Source organism: Vibrio sp. TRT 1302 (genome assembly GCF_050113875.1).
Classification (GTDB): domain Bacteria; phylum Pseudomonadota; class Gammaproteobacteria; order Enterobacterales; family Vibrionaceae; genus Vibrio.
Genome location: NZ_JBNJOF010000024.1, coordinates 18,554 through 42,821, shown reverse-complemented (window position 1 = coordinate 42,821; position 24,268 = coordinate 18,554). Strand labels below are relative to the sequence as shown.

Below are 24,268 nucleotides of genomic sequence, written 5' to 3'. Positions count from 1 at the left end.
ACTCTATAAACATCAGAGTGACAAGTGTAGCGAGATCACCAGCGAAGCTGAACCACTACTGGTGTTAATCTCTGCTTTATAAAACTGAGCTTGGTGATCCAGCGGTGCCACAGTTTCCAGCGTCCGCAGTCTCTTTCGAGTGGTGAATAGGTTTTTGCCCAGCGAGCCCATGGCAAGTAGCCAAGTAATGCCTCGCCAGGATCACTATACCCATGAGCATAGTGAACAGCCCCTAGCTTTTGACCTAGTTTGGACTGAGTGAGATCTCCCGCAAGAACCATACAGGCGCGGGCAGAGTCAAAGTGACAACCTAGAGCTTGAACAAACTTCGCGATTTGCTGCGCATTACAATCAAGCAAGGCATGTTCACACACAATCAGGACTGGTGTTTTTTCAGGAATAGGTAACTGTTCCAGCCAACTCAGCTCATCGACGCTACCGCAAATGTGGTGGTAACGTTCACTCGCATGAAACAGTTTCTGGCGCCAAAGTAGATTTTCAGTCACATCGAGTTCTAGCCAGTGGCATCGGCCATTATCGACGCGGTAAAAACGAGTATCGAGACCGGCACCCACATTCACAATCCAACCATCTGGATTACGTCTTATAAAATCAGAGACTTGCTGATCACACAATTGAGTTAGCGTGACATGAAGCAGCTGTTTTTGGTCAATATCACCAGAAAAACAGTCGGGGGCAAGATGACAACGCTGGCACGCACGCGCAGCGATAGGGTCATAGACCAATCCATTGTCAACCAAGCTTTCTCGGCTACGAAGCCATAATGGTTGCAGTAAATTTGTCGGGATCTGATAGCGATGTTTCGTTGATGCGTGATTGACGGCCATTATCATCTTCCTTCCGTAGCCAGAATTTAGATGATAATGAATATCAATTACAAAATCAACAAGTGAGAATAACTCTCAAGAAGAGTCATTACATCCAATCTGTATTGCGGATAATGCCGACAGCCAAACCTTCGATGGTCAATTGCTGACAAGTTAAATCCACTTTGATCGGCTCAAACTCTTCGTTCTCTGCGTGAAGCAGAACCGTAGAGCCTTTGCGTTCTAAACGCTTTACTGTCACGTCATCGTCCACTCGAGCCACAACAACTTGCCCATCACGCACATCTTGAGTCTTATGAACAGCAAGTAAATCGCCATCCATAATACCGATATCTTTCATACTCTCGCCATTAACACGAAGCAAGAAATCGGCTTGCGGCTTAAACATACTAGGATCAACTTGGTAGTGCGTCTCTACATGCTCTTGAGCAAGGATAGGTTCCCCTGCAGCCACCTGACCAATCAGTGGTAGACCCTGATCATCATTAGCCACGTCTTCTAACAAGATACGGATACCGCGAGAAGCCCCTGGAATAATCTCAATCGCTTGCTTACGCGCAAGGGCTTTTAAATGTTCTTCAGCAGCATTTGCTGAACGGAAACCAAGTTCGCGTGCAATTTCGGCGCGCGTCGGTGGCATACCAGTGTCATCAATTTTACTCTTGATGAGGTCAAAAACTTGTTGTTGGCGGGGCGTTAACGGCTTCATAAGTCACCTGTCTTTTTATACAGTTAACTGTGAGTATATCCAGTATTTGGCGAAATGAAAAGCCAATTGATTGTTTTTTAGTAAGTTAGCATGGTCACCCCGTTCTGCTTAAAAGAACAGAATGTCTAACCATACATAACCCGTTAACAACATGGTCACCATTACTGCTGCTGAGCCTAAATCTTTTGCTAAGCCCGCCATTTCATGTTGCTCTGTTCCGATTCTATCTACGACGGCCTCAATGGCACTGTTAAACAGTTCTGCGATCAAAACCAGCACGACAGTTGCAATCAGCAGAATCCTTTGCCACTGGTTCTCTCCTAACAAAATAGCGACTGGAATCATCAAGGCTGCCAGTAATATTTCTTCACGAAATGCAGGTTCATTTTTAAACGCCGCCTTGAGCCCCTGACAGGAATAGCGTGTCGCGTTTTTGAGTCGTTTTAATCCATGAGTGGTTTTAGGTTGCAAGCTTCTCTCTCTTTGCTATTTATTTAATCGAGCTATGGGCGCAAAAATTGATGTTTTCATAATCAATAATAAGTAAAAGGTTCGACCAGTTTCTGTTATCCTTGCCGCCTATAAAAATACACGCTTGGGCACATCCCCACTTCTATAGTTACAGAACTGGAAATGTGCTTATGCAAATCATCTATTTTTGAGGCTAAGAACCTTATGTCTTCTGGACGAATGTTATCGCGTTCCTTGCTAAAGCTGCCTATGTCAGTGCTGGTTAAAGGGACAACAATTCCTTCAAACCCTATTGAAGATCATAGCATCGATATTAACAAGCCGATTATTTACGCTTTGCCGTATCGCTCAGGTGTCGACTTGCTTGCACTGCAAAAACAAGTCATTGCGCTGGGTCTACCTGATCCCCTTGAGCCTGTAGAAATTAATGGTAAACAGTTTAACCGCTATGTGTTTACCTCAGCCCGACAAACCGTCATGGGCAACGATCAAGATGTACCAAACGAATCGATCACTCTATTCTCCGATCTGCTGGAACTGCATAAGTTTGATTCAGAGCTCGATGTTCAAGTCATTCCGACCACTGTTCTTTGGGGCCGTAAACCGGGTAAAGAGTCACAACAAAAGCCTTATCTCCAGTCACTCAATGGGCCACAAAAAGCGAAAGCGGTTTTGTTCGCAGGTCGTGATTGCTTGGTACGTATTAGCCCGGTAGTTTCGCTTCGCTACATGGCGGACTCGCACGGTACGGATGCTTCAATCGCACACAAACTTGCCCGCGTAGCGCGTATTCACTTTTCGCGTCAAAAGCTCGCTGCATCAGGCCCTAATCTGCCAAGTCGTCAGGCATTATTTGATCGTCTGATGAAATCTAAAGCCATTGAGAAGGCCATCGAAGACGAAGCCAAATCAAAGAACATCTCTATTGAGAAAGCGCGTAAAGAAGCGCACGCCATTATGGATGAGATCGCCGCAGACTTCTCATACTCACTAATTAAGAATGGCGAGCGCCTGCTTGGCTGGCTTTGGAACCGTATCTACCAAGGTTTAAACATTACCAACGCCGCTACGGTGCGAAAACTGGCTCAAGACGGACATGAAATTGTTTATGTTCCTTGTCACCGAAGCCATATGGACTATTTACTGCTGTCCTACGTACTGTACCGTGAAGGCATGGTGCCGCCGCATATCGCAGCAGGCATTAACCTAAACTTCTTCCCAGCAGGGCCTATCTTCCGTCGCGGTGGCGCTTTCTTTATTCGCCGTAGCTTTAAGGGTAATAAGCTATATTCCACCATCTTCCGCGAGTACTTGGCAGAACTTTTCGCCAAAGGTTACTCCGTAGAATATTTCAGTGAAGGCGGTCGTTCACGCACAGGTCGTTTGCTACAAGCAAAAACTGGCATGCTGGCGATGACTATCCAAGCAATGCTACGTGGCCTGAACCGACCAGTAACGCTGGTGCCAGTCTATATTGGTTATGAGCATGTAATGGAAGTGGGCACTTACGCTAAAGAGTTACGCGGAAAGCGCAAAGAAAAAGAGAACGCTGGCCTAGTGTTACGCACAATCCGTAAACTACGCAACTTTGGCCAAGGCTATGTCAACTTTGGTGAGCCAATTCCGCTTAATCAGTACTTGAATGAAAAAGCCCCTGAGTGGACCAAAGATATCGATGCCATGGGCAGCAGTAAACCTCAGTGGCTAAACCCTGTGGTGAATGATCTCGCGACTAAGATGATGACACATATCAACGACGCGGCGGCAACCAATGCCCTAACTCTGTGTGCGACAGCATTATTGGCTTCTCGTCAGCGAGCACTCTCTCGTGACAATCTAGTTAGCCAAATTGACTGCTACTTGTCGATCTTAAAAAACGTTCCATACTCGACAACCTATACAGTGCCGGAAGATAGTGCAGAAGCATTGGTCAAGCATGCCGAGTCACTCGATAAGTTTATTATCGAGTCAGACAGCATGGGTGAGATTGTGTCACTGGATCGTAATCAATCGATCTTGATGACTTACTATCGAAATAACATAATTCATTTGCTCGCTCTGCCATCGCTTATCGCTCAGATGTTGGTTCGCCATCAAAAACTTTCGCTTAAGCAGATCAAGCAGAATGTCGCCTTGGTTTATCCATTCCTCAAGCAGGAGCTTTTCCTGAGCATTGAACAGGAAAAATTGGATGAGCTAACGGAATCCTACATTGAAGAACTTGCACATCAGGGACTCGTTACGATCGATAGCGAACAAAACGTCGCGATCAATCAAGCGAATACCCAAGTGCTTGTGCTGCTTGGACGCACGATTACTGAAACACTGCAACGCTACGCAATCGCTCTAAATTTATTAGTTGCTAGCCCTGATTTAGGTAAATCAGATCTTGAGCAGAAGAGTCAGGACATTGCTCAACGCCTAGGTCGCCTGCACGGAATCAACGCACCAGAATTTTTCGATAAAGGTGTGTTCTCGGCACTGTTCACAACCCTAAAACAACAAGCGTATCTTGATGTGGATGGCAACTGTGACATAGAGAAAAGCCAAGCTCTTGCGAGCCTTCTCTACTCTATGCTTTATCCTGAAGTACGTTTGACCATCAGAGAAAGCATCTGCCAAACCGCAGAAAACAAATAAAGTGACAATAAAAAGGGCATCCAGTGGATGCCCTTTCTTTTACCAAAATGCGATAAATAGCCCTATGGTGATGACCATTCCGACATAGTTGTTATTTAAGAAGGCTCTGAAGCAAAGGTCACGATCACGGTGGCGAATAAGATGCTGCTGGAACACAAACAGAGCCCCGACCACCAGCAGACTCCAGTAGTAGCTAGATCCAAGTTGATACCAAGTGCCAACAAACATCAGCATCACCAAGGTGACGAGCTGAAGGAAACCGATCACCATCTTATCAAATCGTCCAAACAGGATTGCCGTCGACTTGATACCAATCTTAAGGTCATCATCTCTATCAACCATCGCATACTGAGTATCGTAAGCAATCGTCCACAGTGCATTAATAGCGAATATAAACCAAACCATCACTGGTACTTCATTCGCTTGTGCGGCCCATGCCATCGGAATCGACCAACTAAACGCTAGTCCAAGAAAGAGCTGTGGCAAGTGAGTAAAACGCTTCATGAAGGGATAGATGAAGGCAAGAACAATACCGACGAAAGAGAGCTGAATAGTCAGCGCATTCATACTCAACACTAAAGCAAATGAACTGACGGCCAAGAGAGCAAAGAGAGCCAAAGCTTCCTTTGATGTCACTCGACCAGAAGGCAAAGGTCTCTGTTTGGTGCGCTTAACATGGCCGTCAACCTTGCGATCAGCAAAGTCATTAATCACACAACCCGCCGCACGCATAAAAATAACGCCCAATACAAAAACCAGTAGAACCTTTAGACTTGGCATCCCTTGAGCAGAAATAATCAACGCCCAAAGTGTTGGCCACAATAGCAACAAGGTTCCAATCGGCTTATCCATACGCATAAGTTGCCAATAAGCCACCGCTTTATCCGCCGTCATTCAAACACTCTCCCCTGAGTAGATAGGCGCTGTAGGCAAAAATAGTTCTGCAACTAACAATGGTTTGTGATTCATCCACAACCGTGAGCGTCGAGCGAGTAAGAGTTGTTCATCAACTTCGACAACCCCAACCTGCAAGGCGTCCCGTTTGACATTGCTGGCACTAAATACCGTAAGTCCAAGGGGGATTTCTCCTTGCTGAGCCAAGTCATACTCTTGCTCCAACATTGATGAATAAGGGATTAACGTTCTCCCAATAACCCAAGCGCAGCCATCGCCTTTGAGAACAACCTTGCGCAACAAGCACTCTTCTTGAGCGAGAAGCGTAATTTCTTGTGAGTTCAGTTTTTCTGCTTTGACAATCTTGTTGTGCAGTAAGTCGACAGTTAAAGATTGGCAATAAGACTCTAATAAACGTGACAATGAGCCCTGTTCTAGCAACCACTTTTTTGCACTTTGTGTAGGGAAGCTAAAATACTCTGGATCCTGCCATTCAACTTGGCGTAACGCAGATAAATAAAGCGCAGTCGATTGATTCATACTAGTATTCAATAAGTAGCCTTATCAGCGTACAATAAAGCTTCGATCTCTGATGTTAACCACCACAACGAGTGCTTAACGCATTTTCATTACAAATAGATGCTCTATTGTAACAAGACTCTGGCGATTCGAGTATCGTGATTGGAAGAAAGAAAAGTTATAAATATGATTAAACGTTACCTAGCCCAAATTTTTGTCGCTTGGAGTCTGTTGATCAGTCTCCCTGCGATAGCGGAAGAAGAAGGCGTCCCCAAACTGGCTTATTTCACCCTTGAACCTGATTTAACCACCAATTTTTTCACTAAAGGTAAAAAGTTGGGTTATATACAGGTTCGAATCGACATCATGGTTGCCAGTCAAGCGGATCTTGCAGTGATTGAATTACATCAACCCTTAATTCGCGATGCTGTAATTGAGCTATTAGGGAAGCAGTCTGAAGAGACCATCACGTCATTAGCAGGACGTGAAGATTTACGTAAAACCTTGGTCGAACAACTCAACGCGACTCTACTGCCAGAAACAGGCAAAACAATCATCGCCGATCTGCTCTTCACAAAATATCTCTATCAGTAAGTCGTCTAAGGATGGACGGCGTGCATACGCCGTTTTCTTTATCTGCGAGAATTAGCCCGCCCAGCATCCACCGCTCCCATCAGCACACCAGATAGTAGACCTACAAGATGAGCCGTATTGGCTATCGCCATAAAAGGCTGAACAAACCCGAGAACTAACCAAACAAGCATAAATCCGATGACGGGCTTTGGCATCCCCAGACCCAATTGCGGGGCTTTATAACCCACTACCCATAGATATCCCACCAACGCATACACTACGCCAGATAAACCACCGAAATTCGCACCTTCAACCCAGAATTGGCCAATGCCTGATAGTGCCGCGGATAGCAAAAACAGTTGCAGAACCTTGCCAGAGCCCAGCTTTTGTTCAATATCGCCACCGAGCTGCCACCACCACAGCAAATTAAACGCAATATGCATGACAGAGAAATGGAGCAGCGCATGGCTAAACCACCGCCAGATTTGCCACTCTTGACCTGAAAATGCCGGGAAATGAAGCGCTGCAAAAACGGCATTACCGGCTCCAAACTGTTGTAGAACAAAAATCGCTATACATGACGCCATAACCAAGAGCGTTAGCGGACCTGCTTTGGCTTTGACCATCGCCAACATACTTGGTGATTGGTACTTAAAGTGGTTTTGACGAGTCTCAGCCATATCCCAAGAAGCCGCTTGGTACTTACTCGCGTTAGGATTATCTAGAAATTGCTGGAGTTCAGCTTCCGCTTCGACTTGATGCTGGCTATCGGTTAGCCATAATGCGAACTGCCCCTCCCCCTCTGGCATCATTTTGATATCAATTTGGCGAGACGCCATGTAATCAATAAATGCCTGTGCCATTCTCGGATGGTTGAGAGAGATGAGTTTATGCATATCGCTATCCTAAATTTGATTCAGTGGGCAGTTGAGCTCGCTGCCAGGCTTCGAAGCCACCATCCACACTATACACCTGCTCAAAGCCTTGGTTAACTAAATACTGCGCCGCACCTTGGCTACTGATGCCGTGGTAACACATCACCAAAACTGGCTGCTCAAATTCCACGCTATCCATAAACGCCACCATAGTGTCGTTGGTTAAATGGAAGGCATCTTGAGCATGTGCGACGGCAAAAGATTGCGGGTCACGAATATCGACCATACGAGCTTCACCTTGTTCCATAAGGCTTTGTGCGCTATTGACATCGATATGTTTGTACTGGTCCATAAACTTTCTCTTTTCATCATTATTATCAAGCGTCATTGTAACCTATCCAGTGCTCAACAAGTACACGGGAGAAGTAAGGTTATCCACCCGTGATCATAAATTCACCAGTTGTGGATAAATCTGTGGATTGCGTTGATAAAGTGTTTCATTGAAGATGGATCCACAATATGTAGTGATGATCCTTATTTGATTGTGAGTAAAGAAAAAATTATCCCCACCGCAAATCATGCTCAAATGACTTGATTCACCCTGCTTTCTGACAGATAGCAAAGAAATTTACCACAGACTTACCCACAGGCTACTCAAACCATAACGATCATCTTGGCAATGCATAATTTTAGAAAGCGATCACAAATAAAAAAGCCGAGATCCTAAGACCTCGGCTTTACCAATTTATTAGCTGTCGTGCGAGTAATTAAAATTCGCCAACTGCCGCTTTCAGTTTTTTCATCGCATTCTTCTCTAGCTGGCGAATACGCTCTGCAGATACGCTGTAAGTTTCCGCGAGTTCTTGCAGAGTAGACTTATTATCATCAAGCCAACGTGAACGAACAATGTGCTGACTACGTTCATCTAGAGATTTAAGTGCTAAGCTCAAGCGATTGTTGGTATGCGCTTCCCAGTTAGCCGCTTCAATGTTGTCTGCAACGTCAGACGCTTTATCTTCGAGATACACCATTGGAGCTGTGTATGAGTTACTTGAGTCATCTTCATCCATTGGCATCTCAAATGCCGCATCTTGCGCAGCTAGACGAGATTCCATTTCACGAACTTCTGAAGGCTCGACACCGAGTTCTCTTGCTACAGTCTCTACTTCACCGTTATTAAACCAACCTAAACGCTTTTTAGACTTACGTAGATTGAAGAACAGTTTACGCTGAGCTTTAGTTGTAGCGATTTTAACAATTCGCCAGTTACGCAGAACGTATTCATGGATTTCAGCTTTAATCCAATGAACGGCAAAGGAGACAAGGCGAACGCCGACTTCAGGGTTAAAACGTTTAACCGCTTTCATCAAACCGATATTGCCTTCTTGAACAAGGTCAGCCATTGGTAGGCCATAACCAGAATAACCACGAGCGACGTGCACGACAAAGCGAAGGTGCGAAAGGATCAAACCTTTTGCGGCCTCAATTTCACCGTCGTAATGCAGTCTCTCAGCCAGTTCACGTTCCTCATCAGCCGTCAGCATTGGGTAGCTGTTTACTGAACGGATGTAGCTATCTAAGCTATCTTGCGTAACTACTGCCATTGGATATGCTTGGTTAGTCATTCATTTCCTCATCAATCTCTGATCTGGAGTATTTTTTAACCCATCAATCTTGAACCTAAAATGAACAGGTTTCAAGCTGCGAAAGTAATTATGCATAAACAAAATGTCTATACAAGGGAAAAAGTACACGGTAGCGTCTACTTTTTCAATAGTATGACCACCACAAAGTCAATCGGTTCAAATTAAACTGGCTCGATCTCTTTTAAGTGGCGCTGCGCAGAGACCTTAGCGGCTAGGCAACCTAAGAAGGTTCCAAGCATCACTAGCAGTAGCGACTCATCCCAGCTAAGGCCAACTAATCTGAAGTGACTATCATACAGAAGGGCCAATTTCTCCACACTGCTATTAAGCAAAACTGTGATTATCGCAGTCAAAATCCACGCGCTAACCGCTCCGAGTAAACCAAACCACATGCCAGAGTAGAGATAAGGGCGTAAAATGTAGCTGTTCGTTGCACCGATCAGCTTCATTGTCTGGATCTCTTCTTTATTCGCTAACACATTAAAACGTAGAGTGTTGCCGACAATTAAGAATACAGAGGCAAGCATCAGCAGAGATAGGGTAATGACAATCCCGCTAACGAGGTTCTTAATCGCATCTAAGCGAGCGAGCCAGTCCTCATCCAAACGAACATCAGTAATGCCCTCTTCATCACTAATACGCTGAACAAGTTGCTTTATCATTTGATTATCATCTTTACTTGGCGTGATGACCAACACACCGGGTAGTGCATAATCATCAAGCAAGCTCAAGGCATGTTCAAAGCCTGAATACTGACTTAAATCATCTAATCCCTGCTGAGGTGAGATGTAGTTCACTTCAGCCACATCCTCCATGCTTTCGATCTGGTCTTTTAGCACCATGATTCTAGCTTCAGGAGTGTTCTCTTTTATGTAAGCACTTACTTGCGATGGGCTGGTAACATTGCTCGATGCCGCAGAGATATTCTTACCCAGCAAGTAAAGAGCCGATGGCATGGCCAATGCCATAGAGATAACTGCCAAGGTTAAGATGTTGCCCATTGGTCTTAACCAAAACTCACCTAACGAAGCTTTGGCTTGCTTGAAATGGACAGCAAAAAAGTTGTCTTTCTTAACGCGATTGTTCGTTCGTGATGCTTTAGCGCTTTTATTACGAGCATTAATGGCCATAGTCTTCTACCTCACTGAGAAAACCTTGGTTTAATTCAAGATGACGGTATTGTGGGCGAGTATTTACTAACCCAATATCGTGCGTAGCCAGTAGGATCGTCACTCCGGCACGGTTAAACTCTTCAAACAGTTTCAATACTCGATTAGATAACTCAGGGTCGAGATTACCCGTGGGTTCATCTGCAAGTAACAGAGTAGGACGATTGACCACCGCACGTGCTATACCGACTCGCTGTTGTTCACCACCGGACAGTTGGCTCGGTAAGCACTTGGCTTTATCTAGCAGACCTGTCTTATCCAAGGCTGCCGAGACACGACGTTTGATCTCATTTTCAGAGATGGATTCAATTCGCATCGGCAACGCAACATTGTCGTAGACAGTTCGGTCCATCAACAAGCGATGATCCTGAAACACAATACCAATGTTGCGACGCAAAAATGGGATGTCTTTATTAGGGATTCGAGTAATGTCGTGGTCATTGAAACTGATTTTTCCATCAGTTGGTCGCTCAATGGCACAAATCAATTTAAGCAGAGTACTTTTACCGGCACCTGAATGACCACCAAGAAAGGCCATCTCACCTCTACGAAGATGAAAATCGACCTTCTGTAAAGCCTGTCGACCACCACGGTAAGCCTTACTCACTTGCTGAAATTTTATCACCCGAAATCCCTCTTAACTGAGTTTCTTCAATTGGTCTTTGTGTTTACTCTAGTCTTCACGACTGAATAGAGCGTCAATGAACTCTTGAGTTTCAAATGGACGTAGATCATCGATACCTTCACCTACCCCAATGTAACGAATTGGAATCTGGAACTGGTCAGCGAGTGCGAAGATCACACCACCTTTTGCAGTACCATCCAACTTAGTCAAGGTGATACCTGTAAGCGGTGCAACATCACTAAACAACTTAGCCTGGCTAATCGCGTTTTGACCAGTACCTGCATCTAAGGTCAACATGATTTCATGAGGAGCTGAGCCATCAATCTTTTGCATTACGCGGACGATCTTACGCAGCTCTTCCATCAAGTTAGATTTATTCTGTAAGCGACCTGCTGTATCAGCAATCACCACATCTACACCTTTCGCTTTAGCGGACTCTATCGCGTCGTAGATCACTGAGGCACTATCTGCGCCAGTGTGCTGTGCGACTACGGGTACATTGTTTCGCTCACCCCAAACTTGAAGTTGTTCTACTGCCGCAGCACGGAACGTATCCCCTGCCGCAAGCATCACTTTTTTCCCTTCAGCTTGGAACTGTTTAGCCAGTTTACCGATCGTCGTTGTTTTACCTACACCATTCACGCCAACCATTAAGATCACGTAAGGCGCTTTAGAACTGTCTACTTCTAGCGGTTTCTCGACATTCGACAAGATCTCTGCCATTTCTTCTTTTAGAAGTCCATAGAGTGCTTCACCGTCTTTTAGTTCCTGACGTGATGCTTTTTCTGTTAGGTTTTCAATGATTTTTAATGTGGTATCCATACCCACATCGGCAATAAGAAGCTGTTCTTCCAGCTCTTCAAACAGATCATCATCAATCTGCTTACCTTTGAACAAACCAAAGAAGCCAGCACCAATATTGGCTTTGGTTCGTGCAAGGCTGCGTTTCAAACGTGCAAAGAAACTTTCCGTCGGTTTTTCCTGTTCCACGACACGAGGTTCAACCGCTTGTGGCGTTTCGAGCTCTTCAACAGGTTCAACTATTGCTTCTGCTTCTGCTTCTGCTTCTGCTTCTGCTTCTGCTAGTTCAGCCTTTTTGTCTTCGATTGGTTCGTCAACAACGGCTTGCTGCTCATCTTGTTGTTCGTCAGTCGTTGTTTGTTGTTCTTCTGCGGGTTGTTTTGCTTGTTCTTCATCACCAAAGCCAAGCCAAGAGAGTAATCCGCGCTTCTTTTTTTCCGTCATCTGGGGCTATCCTAGATCGTCTTAATTAACTCAGACTTTTTTCTGCGGGCATTATCCACGCTGAAAAAAGAAAAATGACAACAAAGTGAAAAGTTTTCACTGCCAGAGTGTTGGTATACACTTTGTCATCAACAAATTTGGGCTGTATGTTAGCGCTCAACAGCAGAGCGACTGGCTATAGTATCACTTTATTAGCGGTCAAAAAATCTATGGTAAGACGTCGCCAGCAAAACACATCACAAAAAAAGCCTTCAACCGGCTTTGTTCGTATTATTAGCGGCTTATGGAGAGGAAGAAAACTGCCTGTTCATGATGCCGAAGGACTAAGACCAACAACAGATCGCGTCAAAGAAACACTGTTTAACTGGATTGCTCAAGATGTTCCCCGCGCTAAATGCCTCGATCTGTTCGCCGGCTCTGGTGGACTCGGTTTTGAAGCAGCTTCACGCCAAGCAGAGATGGTGACACTTATCGAGTTAAACCCTAACGCGTTTAAACAAATTGAGAAAAACATTGCTTCATTAAATGCTAGCAATCTGACAGCTCATAACACAGATGCCATTAGCTTTCTTAAACAGCCGGGCACACCTCATCATGTCGTGTTTATTGATCCGCCATTTCGCAAAGGCTTACTGGATGAAACCGTTGCCCTACTTGAAAGTAATGGCTGGTTAGCGGATGACGCTATGATTTATGTCGAGACTGAAAAAGAATTGAGCCTTGACTCCATCCCTGCTCACTGGCACTTACACCGTGAGAAAACAGCTGGTCAGGTCAGCTATCGACTATTCAAAAGACAAGCAGATCAATAAGGAAATTTTGATGAAAGCACTGATTCTTCTGGCCAAAGCCGCAATAGGCTTTGTCTGGTTTATTCTAATCGTTAACTTCTTTATGCCGTTTCCTGGCAAAGCAGCCATCGCGCTCTACATCATGACAGCATTCCTGTTCATTATGCATGGTTTGCAAATGGCGATTTTCATTGGCGCATTTGGCGACAAAATTAAAATGAGCAGCTGGGAAAAATGGTCAATACTGATCTTTGGTATCTTCGCCCTACTTGATATTCGTCGTAAGCACATGACCTAATCATTCCAGAAACAAAAAAATGCCGCTCCAAATAGAGCGGCATTTTTATTTTTACGTTTCAACGCTAAGCAAGATAACTCTTCACACCATCTAAGAACATCTGGGTAGAGATCATGATCAGTAGCAAGCCCATTAAACGCTCTATCGCTTTTAGACCACGTTCTCCCAATATACGGTGGAAGAAACTGTAGAACATCAGAATAAAGAAGGTCACGCTCCACGCGAGCAACACAGCAGCAGAAAGCTCAAGTAAGTTGTTCGGGTACTGACTTGAAAGCAGCAATAGAGCAGCAATAACTGATGGCCCTGCAATCATCGGTATAGCCATCGGCACGATAAAGGGTTCCTCACCCGCGGCTAGGCCAGTAATACTACCTGCACTAGGAAATATCATCTTAATTGCAATAATAAATAGGATGATACCACCTGAAATGCTTAACGTTTCAGGCTGGACGTGCAAGAAGTTAAGAATCGTCTTACCTGCAAACAAGAACAGCATCAGAATCGCAAGCGCAAAAATCAACTCGCGAATAAGCACTTTACGTCTGCGCTTGGGATCGAGATGTTTTAGGATCGATAGGACAATAGGAAGATTGCCAAGCGGGTCCATGATTAGAAACAGCATGGTCGCGGCGGAAAGAATGTCCATAAAAGGTCTCCAAAACGTTATATATCAAGCACTAAAAATTCGGCGAAGTATAACAAGCTCACCAGACGATTTGGAGACATTGACAGAAATTATCTTAACGGTGGTATCGAGTCATAATTAATGACTGCACACTCTCTCTGCATTCACCATCCAGATACCATCTTGTACGATCACTTTCTCGCGCTCGATAAAAAACTCGAGTAGGGTTTCCAGCGTAAATCCATTGCACTTACATGTACGAAAACGAGCTTGCTCACCAAATGCTTCACTTACCGCCTGCTCTAAGTCTGATTTAGACATAGGCTGCTCTCGCAATAAGTTTAGAACGTTATGGGCATGAATTTCGGTTGTCATGAAACTTCCTCACTAAAGGTAATAGACCCATCAAGAATACAGGCTTCATCAATATTTTCTTTGATTTTAAATAATCAGAGAAGCCGTTATAAGTGAGTGAGCAAGGAGATAACTACCAGAGACAAGGTAACGTCCCCGATACATTGAGGGACGGTAATCACTGATTGCGAGTAGCACTGCCGATAATGTTAACGTCACTGTTCCAACGAAACCTAAACCATTGGCAATGCCGCCATTAAGCAACCACACTTCACCGGCAGCCCAATTGAGCTGTAACAGTGCGATTCCCATCATAACGACAGGGAAAATGAGTCGATCAATTTTGGGCAGTAGAAGAAAGAAGCTCACGATTGCAACGCCTAATAACATTGCAGGTAACCACCACACGATATCACCTGACAACTTCACCCAAAAAGAGGCGCCATAGCAGAGCTGGGCGCTGATAAAGCCGACAAAACACAACTTTAGGTGACGCTTTACAAGATAGAGCCAATCCGCCGCCATAGAAACGAGCAAACCAAGTGATACCCACCACGCATCGATGCCAACTAGAGCATTTTGACTCCAGAGCATGACCAACAACATAAGCAACGACATTGTTTTAAACATCGCTGCTTGTCTTACGTGATTACTTTCACTCGCAGAAATACTGATATATCCCGAAAGAGCAACAGATAGCCAGCTCCACATTCGAACACCTCAAGAAAATTTGAGGTGCTAGTGTAGGCAGAGTCGTCAAGATGTCTACCGTAGAAGGGCAAAATTTGGATCTCGATAATACTTCTCGCCGTCAAGCAAGCCGACTTGTGTGAATCACCATCATTATTGCTTTTTGCTCATAATGTTCTCAATGGATGAGAATTTCATTATATCTTTATCTAGCGCGCTTCAGATCGACCAATCGCAGTTAAAAATAAGAACCAAACGTGGCACATTTTTTACCCCAAAGTCAAATCATTAAAAATCAATAACTTAACTAAAAATACAGAAATCACACTCATTCAAAACATGAAGTTTTCTCATATAAACCAGCCAAATCGACCAGTATGATTTTTAGACTGAGCGCCAAAACACAGTCAGATAGAAACTTAAAACAAACTTTTGACCATCCCTAACAATGACATGACGAACCAACCAAAAGTATAGGAAAAGTCATCTCACCCAATGAGAAAAAACAACACCAAACATTAAAAATCAATAACTTACAAAACAAAAACAAAGCTATTAGCTGGCATTTTGAGCGGTTACAAAACTATCAAAAAACAAATTAACCTTCGCAATTCATCGAAAACAACGATAGAAAAGTATCTTTTTTAAGGACTAGCGATCAAATCACTTGATCTAACCATCAAAACACTGCTATTGTTAGTCATACATTGTTAAACATCAATTTAAAGGAGCAGTGCTATGATTTCTTCTTCACAAAAACAAGGACTTGTAATGATCGCAGTAGTCGTAGGCCTAATGACACTGCCGATGATGTACTAAGAAATTATTAAAAACAAAAAGGGACGCTAATGCGTCCCTTTTTGTTTTTATTGGGTTTTAAACCATCACTTTGATTCAAAAACACTCTGTATGTCTAAGTTTAACACTTAGAAAATAAAGGTGGTTTTTAGCAATTACTCTACAAATGCTTCGACAACACGTCCCAATGAGCATAATAGAACAATAATGCCGCAAGAGTGATTAAGGTCATCAAGGTTATAGCTGCTCTCCAGATGAAACGGCTACTCCTAGGTGTCAGCTCTTTTTCACATTCATCACAAGCGGCTAGAAACTCTTTGCGACTATCTAGTTTGTAATCTTCTTCATGCACGATTTTATTGCGTATCGTTGCGATATATCTCAGCTTACCTATTACATCGTGAGGAAGTCTTTCTTCACAACTGGTAATAAGCTGATGCAGTCCCTTACCGTCTGCATGATATTGCGTCCGAAGAAGCTTCTCGATCTTGCGTGTTCGAGTGACCACTTTTTCAATATCAGACATAGTTTCCCTCCATCGCTACTAAGTTTAGGGGGTAATTGTTACTTGTTCTATCTACTGTCCCATTTTTTCTACAAGTTGCAAGTTAATTTATGTAAATGAATCAATAGCTAATCAACTAAATTGCTCCCCCTTCCCCTGTAGCGGTATGTGATATGACTCGAAAAAAACATTCCATCTTGCTGTTTTGTTTTTACAGCAAGAGCCGTGCCCAGACTATCTAGTGAAATCACGTTAAAATGACTGCGTTTAGTAAAAAGGACGAAAACTATGCCTCTCACTCTTTCTATTGCTATCGCCCTTTTTGCGCTTATAAGTGGATGGGCATTTGTCCATTTCTACCGTAAGCACATTCAGGGTGAAAATGCCCCACAACAAACAGTCGAAGTGACCATCCTCGATAAACAGGCAATTACTGTTGATGATCCGAAGCCTGGCCAAGATGACCAAGAATATTGGATCTATGTTCAAAAAGGAAAAATTGGTCCTAAACGTGAATTTCAGGTTGGTATCCACTATTTCCATGCCTTAAATCCGGGCGATCAAGGTACGCTCACTTATCAAGGTGCCAAGTTTCTCCACTTTGCGTTAAAGCGTTAAGGCAACAGCCAACGTGTATAAGCCGATCTCGCCAGTAGCCAGCTCATTGCAAGCGAGCCACAACCACTAATGATTATCCATACAGGGATAACCCAAGCGGGATGTCCCTGATGCCAAGCGAACTCTTTCATCGGCCATAAAACGATTGGATGCAAAATATAGATGCCCAAGCTATGACTGCTAATGAACCCAATCACTCGATTGGCTTGGGATGATAAGCCTTCACCAAAATAACGGCACAACATAAACACCATGCTCGCCGCAATGACAACGTTAAGCGTTTTATAGGATAGCCAACGTCCTACCGTATATTCTTCGGCCGCTACACTATTGGTGATGACCATAAAGCCTGTAACAAATAGGGCAATGGCTCCAAGCACAGTGAAAATCATCACGTATTCTTTGCTTAGTGGCACGCGTTGGTAGAGCAAGTATCCAAGAGGAAGATATCCGCTATAGAGCCACATTTGGTTGCTCCACACACCATCGATCCCCGTAAGGTAGAGCAACGTAGTACCCAACCAGATAGCGACGTAGGCATAGAGTGAGCTCTCGCCATATTGTCTAATGACAAACTGAAAAAACGGAATTACAAAATAGAGCGGGATAAAGTAGTAAAAAAATCCCAGATGGTAATAAGTAGCGTGTGTCAGGCTGTTTTCAAGTAGAGACTGAGTTTGCTGACTGTCAAATCCGTTCAGGCTCCAACCTGCTAGAAATGCATAAAACAATGACCAGACAATAAAAGGCAATAGCACTTTGCCTAATCGACGTTTCACATAGTACTTAAAGTCAAATGACCGCTTATCACTCAGCATCAAAGCGCCTGTGATAAGAATAAAAACGGGCACCGCCCAACGCGTTACGCTATTGACTCCAACCGCCGTCGCCCATTGGTTAAATGGGATGAGACCCAGTTCGTATCGATAAGGGGCAAGGACATGAATTGCGATTACCGCTACCGCTGCTACGCATCGTAGCAAGTCAAAAAAATGGACTCTTTCTCTCATACCTAACCCTTTGCAATCTAACTTACTGAATATAGCAATAAAAAAGCTGACCAAAGTACAACCTTGGTCAGCTTTCAGTCATGATTAGTTGATAATGTTAAGCTGATGCAACTTGTTCGATTTTCGGTAATTTCAAAGAAATCATCGTTGTTAACGCTAGGAATGCAAATGACACCCACAAACACGCCGAAAGACCCGCCATCTGAAATACCCAACCAGAAAGGATCGTTCCAATAAGACGCCCCATGGCGTTAGCCATATAGTAAAAACCAACATCCAAGGAAACTCCATCCCCTTTGGCGTAGCTAACAATCAAATAAGAGTGCAATGATGAGTTCACCGCAAAGATGGCACCAAAGAGCAGCAAGCCACCGACAATCACCACTTCAGGTTGCCAACCAATCTGAACAGCGTAGGCGATACAACCAGTAACGACAGCCAAACCACCAGCCCACAGCATAGCAGCATGCCCGTCAGGAACTTTGCCCTCGGCCTTGCCCGTAATCTTTGGCGCTATCCCCTGTACGATCCCATAAGCGATGGTCCACGCAGCCAAGAACCCGCCAACCCACAAATGATCCCAGCCAAACACACTACCAAGATAAATCGGTAACGCGATAACAAACCATACATCTCGAGCACCAAACAGGAACATACGCGCCGCGGAAAGAATATTGATAGGCTCTGACTTGGAAAAAATCTGCTTAAACTTCGGCTTAGTTTTCGCTTTACCCAAATCACTTTCTAACCCAACAAGACTGCCGATAAACACCAAGCTCAGTACACCAGCCATAAGCAGCACTGCATATTTAAAACCCACTAACGACAGCAACAATCCACCGATAAAGAATCCAGCACCTTTCAATGCGTTTTTTGAACCGGTGAGAATCGCTATCCATTTATAGAGAGAACCTTGCTGTTCATCAGGCACCAACGTTTTTATGGAACTTTTGGCGCTCATTTTGTTGAGATCTTTTGCGATACCCGATAGTGCTTGAGCCATCATCACCCAGGGGATCGTCAGCCAACTGGTCGGTACCGCAAGCATGGCTAAAGCGAAAATCTGCATGCCCAAACCAATGTTCATCGTCTTATTTAAGCCAAGACGCGCCCCCAGCCATCCTCCGATAAGGTTAGTAACAACCCCAAAAAACTCGTAAAACAGAAATAGCGACGCAATTTCTAGAGTGCTGTAGCCAAGACTGTGGAAATAGAGCACGACCAGCATTCTGAGTGCACCATCAGTAATGGTGAAGTTCCAGTAGTTAAACGTCACCAGCATATATTGGCGCACGTTTTTACTCAGATTTGCGAACATAGATAACCTAACCTTGTTTACTTGCAATCTAATCTCACAAAAGAGTGCTATCGAAAATAGAGCAATAAGAGCTTTTAGACACCAGTAGACCAAAAGCTCTTTTCGGCGCTATTTTTCAGCGACAGCTTTGATGTAATCGACCTGAACAGACTTAGTAAAAGCACCAGGGCGTAATGCCTGTACCGCTTTTACAATCTCTTCCAGTTGCCATCCTTTTTCTAACAAGAGATGTGCGGCAAATAGTCCCGTACGTCCAGAGCCTCCCATACAATGCATGGCAACTTTGCCTCCGTTGTCCACAATCTGGTGTAACTTAGGACTCGCTTGCTGCCATTTGCTAGCAAAATCACCAGTCGGAGCGCAGTCATCTTCAATCTCTATCTGGAACCACTGCATCCCCATTTGCTGTGTTATTTCACCGAGTGCGGAGACATCTTTGCTTGCAAGTTCTGCGTTATCCAGTGCAGTCACAATCGCCTGCACACCTTGCTCTTTCAGTTGAGCCAGTGACTCGGCTAGCTCTACGCCTTTTGTTCCAGGGCATGGGGTCAGAATCAGAGCACCAGCGTCTAAATCAAGCTGCCAAAACGGGTGTGTCATTGTCTCTCTCCTTACGCCAGACCGACTTTACGAACCAATTCCGCAGTGCGCGTCGCGTAGCCCATCTCATTGTCGTACCAAGCGTAAATTTTCACCATGCGGGTACCCACAACCATGGTTGACTGAGCATCAACGATGGTTGAGCGTTGATCTCCTTTGTAGTCAATCGACACCAGAGGTCGCTCTTCAAAGCCCAGAATCCCCTTCAGCTCCCCTTGAGAAGCTTCTTTTAGCAAGGCATTCACCTCTTCCGCTGTGGTGTCGCGTTTGACATCAAAAATGATGTCCGTTAGTGATGCGTTGGCCAACGGAACACGGACTGCATGACCATTAATTTTGCCTTTCAACTCAGGGAAAATCTCAACGATCGCCGTCGCACTGCCAGTCGTGGTTGGGATTAAGCTCATGCCGCATGCGCGGGCACGACGTAGATCCTTGTGGGGTGCATCGAGAATTGTTTGAGTATTAGTCAAATCATGGATGGTCGTAAATGAAGATTGCTCAATGCCCAACTTCTCATGGATCACTTTAACTACTGGCGCGATACAGTTGGTAGTACACGAAGCGGCGGTAACAATACGGTGGATCGCAGGGTCGAAGATTTCATCATTGACTCCCACTACGATATTCGCAATTCCAGGCTCTTTAACCGGTGCAGAAACAACCACGCGTTTCACACCTTGCTCTAGGTATTTGTTCAAGAAAGCGGTTTTGCGATGGACACCCGTCGCTTCAATAACCACATCACAGCCAGACCAATCAACGGCATCAATATCTCGCTCCTGAGTCGTTGCCACCGTGTTGCCATCAATCACCATCGCATTGCCCTCAACTGCAACCTCGTGATGCCAACGTCCTTGCACTGAATCAAACTCTAGAAGGTGAGCCAGTGTGGCGGCATCACCGGCAACATCGTTGATTAGAACAAACTCTAGTTCGGGCCAATCAAACGCAGCACGCAGGGCTAAACGTCCAATACGGCCAAAACCATTGATACCTACTTTAATCGTCATAACTTTGTCTCTTTATCTTCAAAAACTATGGGCAGCAGACTGGACGAGACTGGATTGCATGAAGTCTCTCTATATCTTGCTGGTATTCTTTTTTCAGGCAGTTGGAAGCCACCAAATCATCAATCAATTTGTTCATCCACCCTGGCAAATCTTTCGCCAAACGGTAAAACACCCACTGACCTTGTCGAACGTCGACCAATATTCCGTTCGAGCGCAGTTGAGCAAGATGACGTGATATTTTCGGTTGGCTCTCTTGCAGTGCTTCTGTCAGCTCCCCAACACATAGACACTCTTCTCGCATGATTAACATCAAGCAACGAACACGGGTCTCATCGGAAAGCAATTTGAAAAATTGGTGGGGCAGCATAAAACATACTCATATATGGATATGCGAATATGTTTATTTAATTAGATGAATTGATCAACACCTGAACGGCATTTGTCATAAAAGTTTCATGATTGGGCAGTGGGGTTAAACGACCTTAATAAGGTCTTGGCTCCAACGTTGGGCCTGATTGATTCTTGGCATCACTTCATGAATCGAGAGGTTGAGTTGCTGACATGCTGACTCCATACCTGTCCAGTCGGCACTCTCATAGCACTCTTCCAATTGCAACAAGGTGCCATATGGCCCCTTTCTTTCAAGCAAAGCGACCTTGATGGCTTTACATAAGGGCAGTTGATTAACCAACTCTTCGAGTGGCATATCCAACAACGCATCAAGCATTGAAAATAAACCAATAATGAAAGCCTGCTCACGCAGTTGATCAAACGGGTTATCATCCGACATTAATTGAAAGAACTGAGCGCGCTGAAGGCACAAAGTGTAAATCTCTTTTGGCTTATAGGCAGAAACAAATGAAGCGACGACCAGTGACACAAATATCTTCAGCTTGTCTTGACCCAGATAAACCAGCGCCTGACGAAACGACGAGATAGGTACTTCAATCCGATTCGACATGGTATTAACAAAGCGCAACAATTTATACGACAGAGCCACATCTCGAGCGACAATCCTCTCTATCTGCTCAAAGTCCACTTGTGGCTGACATACAGCTCGGAACAAGTCCATCGCAATCACCTGCTCAGGGCTAAGATAGCGCTGTCGAATAACAACAGGCTTACTAAAAAAGTAGCCTTGAAAAAACGAAAAACCAGCAGACCGAGTCGCGAGAAACTCTTCTTCTGTCTCGACTCGTTCTGCTAAAAATTTCCGTTTGACGCCCATGGCCAATCGCTCTTTGATCAACGCACAAGACTCTTCCAGTCCCGTTGCCATGATGTCGATCTTAACAATGTGCACCAATGGCAGAAAACGCTCCCACTCAGGCTTGTAAACAAAGTCATCTAACGCAATCAGATAACCATTAGCATGGATCTCTTTGACGGCTAGGAACAGTTCATCGTTGGGAATACAGGTTTCAAGAATCTCAACCACAATCTGCTCTTTTGGCAAAGAAAGCGGAAGTAATCGCACCAGACTTTCGTGTGGAAAATTAATGAAGCAGCGAGAAGCCGCAATACGAGGATTGGTCCCAATCGATAGGAAGTTTTCGACAATCAGCCGATAGGTGGCGCGGTTGGACTCAATATGACTTGGGTATGCATTGCTTTCGCCATCACGAAACAACAACTCATACCCCAAGGTTTGTCGCTTAGCATTTAAGATAGGTTGACGTGCTACATACGTATCACGTATTCGCTTTTGCATATCAGTCAGTAGCTCAGTTATGCTTTTGCAGCTGCCAACAGCGCACCACACCCCATAAACATAGAGCCAAACACTTTGTTTATCTTAGACATAATACGATCAGAACGAATAAAACGACCCATTTGCGAAGCCAAGCTGGTGTAGCCCAACATAACAACTGAATCTATAGTTACGGTCGTAATACCTAGCACCAACAATTGCGTCAATTGGTCTCTTGCTGGGTCAATAAACTGTGGAAACAGGGCCACAAGAAAGACAATAGACTTAGGGTTAGTGAGGTTAATCAGCACCGCTTTGCGCATTAGGTTGGTACGTGACATATATTGAGTCGCCTCATTAGCCGCTAAGCTTGAGCGATCACGCCATTTTTGGATACCAAGCCAAATCAGATACGCCGCTCCTACCCACTTAATTACGCTAAATGCCAAAGCAGACTGTGCAACCAAAGCACCAATACCTGCACCAACAAGAGCAATATGAATAGCAAGACCAATTTGCAGACCGGCGATAGCAGAAAGAGAATGGCGTGTGCCGTAGCTCAGTCCATTACTTATGGAATTTACAGTACCAGAACCTGGCGCAAGGCTAAAAACAATTGCCGTAACCACATAAGCAAGCCAAACATGCATATCCATAGTATTTCCTCTCGACTAAACGTAGCTAGCCACACATAATCTAACTCTGCCGCAAAAATCAATCATATTCAGGTCATTAGCGTCAATGAATGATTCAAGCTCCAACATAACTCCTTCTTATACTCAAGAGTCAGATTTTGAGCAAGCAATCAGTAGCGATATTGCCAACTTTTGGCAATCTAGGCAGCAGGGCTACCTAAAATCGTTCGATCGGACCTCATTATACTGGATAAAGTTCTGTTCACCTCAGCACACAAAAGCGATTGTCGTGGTCAATGGACGAATCGAGTGCACCACGAAATATCAAGAACTGTTCTACGACCTATTTCAGCAGGGTTACGATATCTATTCCTATGATCACAGAGGACAAGGGCTATCTGATCGTCTGATTGAAGATAAACAGATGGGATATGTCGGAGAGTTTGAAGATTACGTTCAAGATCTAGACGTCTTACTTGAGCACTTTAGCTTAGAGCACTATGACAAGCGCTATTTACTTGGTCACTCTATGGGGGGAAACATCGTTACTCGTTATCTCCAAACACGCGATTCTCTATTTGATGCGGCATCACTTAGTGCGCCAATGTATGGCGTGAATCTGCCGTGGCACCTAAAACCCATTGCAACTCTGCTTGGCCAACTCCTGACAGCGGTTTACCCCAAGCCAACTTTTGCTCCCGGCCAAGTGGCTTACTATCCCAAACCTTTTACGGGCAACCTACTAAGCCAAAGTTCGATTCGCTACCACTGGTTCCGCAACCTCTATGAACAACACGCCGAACTAAAAATAGGTGGAGCAAGCACACGTTGGGTATGGCAAGGCTTAGTCGCCTGTAAACAGTGCTATTTAATGACACGTCATATTAAGACGCCACTGCTCGTGATGCAGGCAGGAGACGATCAGATAGTCTCTAATCAGGCACAAGATCAATTTATGCGTAAGCTGGCTAAAACACATCAAGATTGCGCATTTGAAGTCATCGACGGCGCCAAACACGAGCTATTGTTTGAGAAAGACGAATACCGTAATCAAGCCCTCGATCTCACTCTGAACTTCTTTGAAAAGCACTAAAATAGGAAATGAT

Annotated in this window: 28 protein-coding genes; 6 read left to right on the top strand and 22 right to left on the bottom strand. The window is 44.5% G+C overall.

The window, feature by feature from the left end; translation table 11 throughout:
- Nucleotides 1-35: 35 nt before the first annotated feature.
- The 3 genes from ACQEXP_RS18950 to ACQEXP_RS18940 all read right to left on the bottom strand — a co-directional run bounded on the left by ACQEXP_RS18950 (nt 36) and on the right by ACQEXP_RS18940 (nt 2,028).
- Nucleotides 36-848: a class I SAM-dependent methyltransferase gene (locus ACQEXP_RS18950; protein WP_269378419.1), complete on the bottom strand. Its 813-nt coding sequence runs from the start codon at nt 846-848 to the stop codon at nt 36-38.
- Nucleotides 849-936: 88 nt separating this feature from the next.
- On the bottom strand, nt 937-1,557 hold the full coding sequence (gene lexA / locus ACQEXP_RS18945) for a transcriptional repressor LexA (protein ID WP_426971238.1): 621 nt from the start codon (nt 1,555-1,557) through the stop codon (nt 937-939).
- Nucleotides 1,558-1,665: 108 nt separating this feature from the next.
- Nucleotides 1,666-2,028, bottom strand: a complete 363-nt coding sequence (locus ACQEXP_RS18940; protein WP_269378418.1) for a diacylglycerol kinase — start codon at nt 2,026-2,028, stop codon at nt 1,666-1,668.
- Between the two features lie 204 nt (nt 2,029-2,232).
- Here ACQEXP_RS18940 and plsB point away from each other — a divergent pair, with 204 nt between their 5' ends.
- Nucleotides 2,233-4,668: a glycerol-3-phosphate 1-O-acyltransferase PlsB gene (gene plsB / locus ACQEXP_RS18935; RefSeq protein ID WP_269378417.1), complete on the top strand. Its 2,436-nt coding sequence runs from the start codon at nt 2,233-2,235 to the stop codon at nt 4,666-4,668.
- Between the two features lie 39 nt (nt 4,669-4,707).
- Here the strand turns inward: plsB and ubiA are convergent, their stop codons facing one another.
- Both ubiA and ACQEXP_RS18925 read right to left on the bottom strand, forming a co-directional pair.
- Nucleotides 4,708-5,562 carry a 4-hydroxybenzoate octaprenyltransferase gene (gene ubiA, locus ACQEXP_RS18930; RefSeq protein ID WP_269378416.1) on the bottom strand — a complete coding sequence of 285 codons (855 nt, stop codon included), beginning with the start codon at nt 5,560-5,562 and terminating at the stop codon, nt 4,708-4,710.
- Entirely contained in the window at nt 5,563-6,102 is a 540-nt protein-coding gene (locus ACQEXP_RS18925; RefSeq protein ID WP_426971237.1) for a chorismate lyase, read from the bottom strand.
- A 165-nt stretch (nt 6,103-6,267) separates the two neighbouring features.
- Here ACQEXP_RS18925 and ACQEXP_RS18920 point away from each other — a divergent pair, with 165 nt between their 5' ends.
- Complete coding sequence (locus ACQEXP_RS18920) at nt 6,268-6,675, top strand: flagellar basal body-associated protein FliL (RefSeq protein WP_269378415.1); 408 nt, start codon at nt 6,268-6,270, stop codon at nt 6,673-6,675.
- Nucleotides 6,676-6,713: 38 nt separating this feature from the next.
- On the opposite strand, the gene glpG is transcribed toward ACQEXP_RS18920, so the two are convergent.
- The 6 genes from glpG to ftsY form a co-directional block, all read right to left on the bottom strand.
- Nucleotides 6,714-7,550, bottom strand: a complete 837-nt coding sequence (gene glpG / locus ACQEXP_RS18915) for a rhomboid family intramembrane serine protease GlpG (protein WP_138971305.1) — start codon at nt 7,548-7,550, stop codon at nt 6,714-6,716.
- Between the two features lie 4 nt (nt 7,551-7,554).
- Nucleotides 7,555-7,881 (bottom strand): thiosulfate sulfurtransferase GlpE, encoded by a 327-nt coding sequence (gene glpE, locus ACQEXP_RS18910; protein ID WP_269378413.1) that lies wholly within the window; start codon nt 7,879-7,881, stop codon nt 7,555-7,557.
- A 415-nt stretch (nt 7,882-8,296) separates the two neighbouring features.
- Nucleotides 8,297-9,154, bottom strand: coding sequence for an RNA polymerase sigma factor RpoH (gene rpoH / locus ACQEXP_RS18905; protein ID WP_138971303.1), 858 nt, complete (start codon nt 9,152-9,154; stop codon nt 8,297-8,299).
- A gap of 182 nt (nt 9,155-9,336) precedes the next feature.
- On the bottom strand, nt 9,337-10,305 hold the full coding sequence (ftsX, locus tag ACQEXP_RS18900) for a permease-like cell division protein FtsX (protein WP_426971236.1): 969 nt from the start codon (nt 10,303-10,305) through the stop codon (nt 9,337-9,339).
- On the bottom strand, nt 10,295-10,969 hold the full coding sequence (gene ftsE / locus ACQEXP_RS18895) for a cell division ATP-binding protein FtsE (protein WP_138971301.1): 675 nt from the start codon (nt 10,967-10,969) through the stop codon (nt 10,295-10,297). The genes ftsX and ftsE overlap by 11 nt, the downstream gene beginning before the upstream one ends.
- 48 nt (nt 10,970-11,017) lie before the next feature.
- Nucleotides 11,018-12,214, bottom strand: coding sequence for a signal recognition particle-docking protein FtsY (gene ftsY / locus ACQEXP_RS18890; protein WP_426971235.1), 1,197 nt, complete (start codon nt 12,212-12,214; stop codon nt 11,018-11,020).
- Between the two features lie 209 nt (nt 12,215-12,423).
- On the opposite strand from ftsY, the gene rsmD reads away from it, so the two are divergent.
- Nucleotides 12,424-13,026 (top strand): 16S rRNA (guanine(966)-N(2))-methyltransferase RsmD, encoded by a 603-nt coding sequence (rsmD, locus tag ACQEXP_RS18885; protein ID WP_426971244.1) that lies wholly within the window; start codon nt 12,424-12,426, stop codon nt 13,024-13,026.
- A 10-nt stretch (nt 13,027-13,036) separates the two neighbouring features.
- Complete coding sequence (locus ACQEXP_RS18880; RefSeq protein ID WP_138971299.1) at nt 13,037-13,303, top strand: DUF1145 domain-containing protein; 267 nt, start codon at nt 13,037-13,039, stop codon at nt 13,301-13,303.
- A 64-nt stretch (nt 13,304-13,367) separates the two neighbouring features.
- Here the strand turns inward: ACQEXP_RS18880 and ACQEXP_RS18875 are convergent, their stop codons facing one another.
- From ACQEXP_RS18875 to ACQEXP_RS18860, 4 genes are all read right to left on the bottom strand, one after another.
- Nucleotides 13,368-13,952: a YhgN family NAAT transporter gene (locus ACQEXP_RS18875; RefSeq protein WP_138971298.1), complete on the bottom strand. Its 585-nt coding sequence runs from the start codon at nt 13,950-13,952 to the stop codon at nt 13,368-13,370.
- A 117-nt stretch (nt 13,953-14,069) separates the two neighbouring features.
- Nucleotides 14,070-14,306: a YecH family metal-binding protein gene (locus tag ACQEXP_RS18870; protein WP_269378409.1), complete on the bottom strand. Its 237-nt coding sequence runs from the start codon at nt 14,304-14,306 to the stop codon at nt 14,070-14,072.
- Between the two features lie 66 nt (nt 14,307-14,372).
- Nucleotides 14,373-14,996, bottom strand: coding sequence for a lysoplasmalogenase (locus ACQEXP_RS18865; RefSeq protein ID WP_426971234.1), 624 nt, complete (start codon nt 14,994-14,996; stop codon nt 14,373-14,375).
- A 937-nt stretch (nt 14,997-15,933) separates the two neighbouring features.
- Nucleotides 15,934-16,299, bottom strand: a complete 366-nt coding sequence (locus ACQEXP_RS18860; protein ID WP_138972189.1) for a DUF4145 domain-containing protein — start codon at nt 16,297-16,299, stop codon at nt 15,934-15,936.
- 267 nt (nt 16,300-16,566) lie between these two features.
- Between ACQEXP_RS18860 and ACQEXP_RS18855 the strand changes: the two genes are divergently transcribed.
- Nucleotides 16,567-16,896, top strand: coding sequence for a DUF2500 domain-containing protein (locus ACQEXP_RS18855; protein ID WP_138972190.1), 330 nt, complete (start codon nt 16,567-16,569; stop codon nt 16,894-16,896).
- On the opposite strand, the gene ACQEXP_RS18850 is transcribed toward ACQEXP_RS18855, so the two are convergent.
- The 7 genes from ACQEXP_RS18850 to rhtB all read right to left on the bottom strand — a co-directional run bounded on the left by ACQEXP_RS18850 (nt 16,893) and on the right by rhtB (nt 23,183).
- On the bottom strand, nt 16,893-17,906 hold the full coding sequence (locus tag ACQEXP_RS18850; protein WP_331418005.1) for an acyltransferase: 1,014 nt from the start codon (nt 17,904-17,906) through the stop codon (nt 16,893-16,895). The two genes, ACQEXP_RS18855 and ACQEXP_RS18850, sit on opposite strands and share 4 nt — an antisense overlap.
- A 97-nt stretch (nt 17,907-18,003) precedes the next feature.
- Nucleotides 18,004-19,224 (bottom strand): organoarsenical effux MFS transporter ArsJ, encoded by a 1,221-nt coding sequence (gene arsJ, locus ACQEXP_RS18845; RefSeq protein WP_269378406.1) that lies wholly within the window; start codon nt 19,222-19,224, stop codon nt 18,004-18,006.
- Between the two features lie 108 nt (nt 19,225-19,332).
- Nucleotides 19,333-19,824 (bottom strand): cyclin-dependent kinase inhibitor 3 family protein, encoded by a 492-nt coding sequence (locus tag ACQEXP_RS18840; protein WP_269378405.1) that lies wholly within the window; start codon nt 19,822-19,824, stop codon nt 19,333-19,335.
- Between the two features lie 11 nt (nt 19,825-19,835).
- Complete coding sequence (locus ACQEXP_RS18835; RefSeq protein ID WP_426971233.1) at nt 19,836-20,837, bottom strand: ArsJ-associated glyceraldehyde-3-phosphate dehydrogenase; 1,002 nt, start codon at nt 20,835-20,837, stop codon at nt 19,836-19,838.
- Nucleotides 20,838-20,862: 25 nt separating this feature from the next.
- Complete coding sequence (locus tag ACQEXP_RS18830) at nt 20,863-21,204, bottom strand: metalloregulator ArsR/SmtB family transcription factor (RefSeq protein ID WP_426971232.1); 342 nt, start codon at nt 21,202-21,204, stop codon at nt 20,863-20,865.
- Nucleotides 21,205-21,309: 105 nt separating this feature from the next.
- Nucleotides 21,310-22,536 carry an EAL and HDOD domain-containing protein gene (locus tag ACQEXP_RS18825; protein WP_426971243.1) on the bottom strand — a complete coding sequence of 409 codons (1,227 nt, stop codon included), beginning with the start codon at nt 22,534-22,536 and terminating at the stop codon, nt 21,310-21,312.
- Nucleotides 22,537-22,565: 29 nt separating this feature from the next.
- The gene (gene rhtB / locus ACQEXP_RS18820; protein ID WP_269378402.1) at nt 22,566-23,183 is read right to left on the bottom strand and encodes a homoserine/homoserine lactone efflux protein; all 618 of its coding nucleotides are present in this window, start codon (nt 23,181-23,183) and stop codon (nt 22,566-22,568) included.
- A gap of 85 nt (nt 23,184-23,268) precedes the next feature.
- Here rhtB and ACQEXP_RS18815 point away from each other — a divergent pair, with 85 nt between their 5' ends.
- Nucleotides 23,269-24,255, top strand: coding sequence for an alpha/beta fold hydrolase (locus tag ACQEXP_RS18815; protein WP_426971231.1), 987 nt, complete (start codon nt 23,269-23,271; stop codon nt 24,253-24,255).
- Nucleotides 24,256-24,268 lie beyond the last annotated feature (13 nt).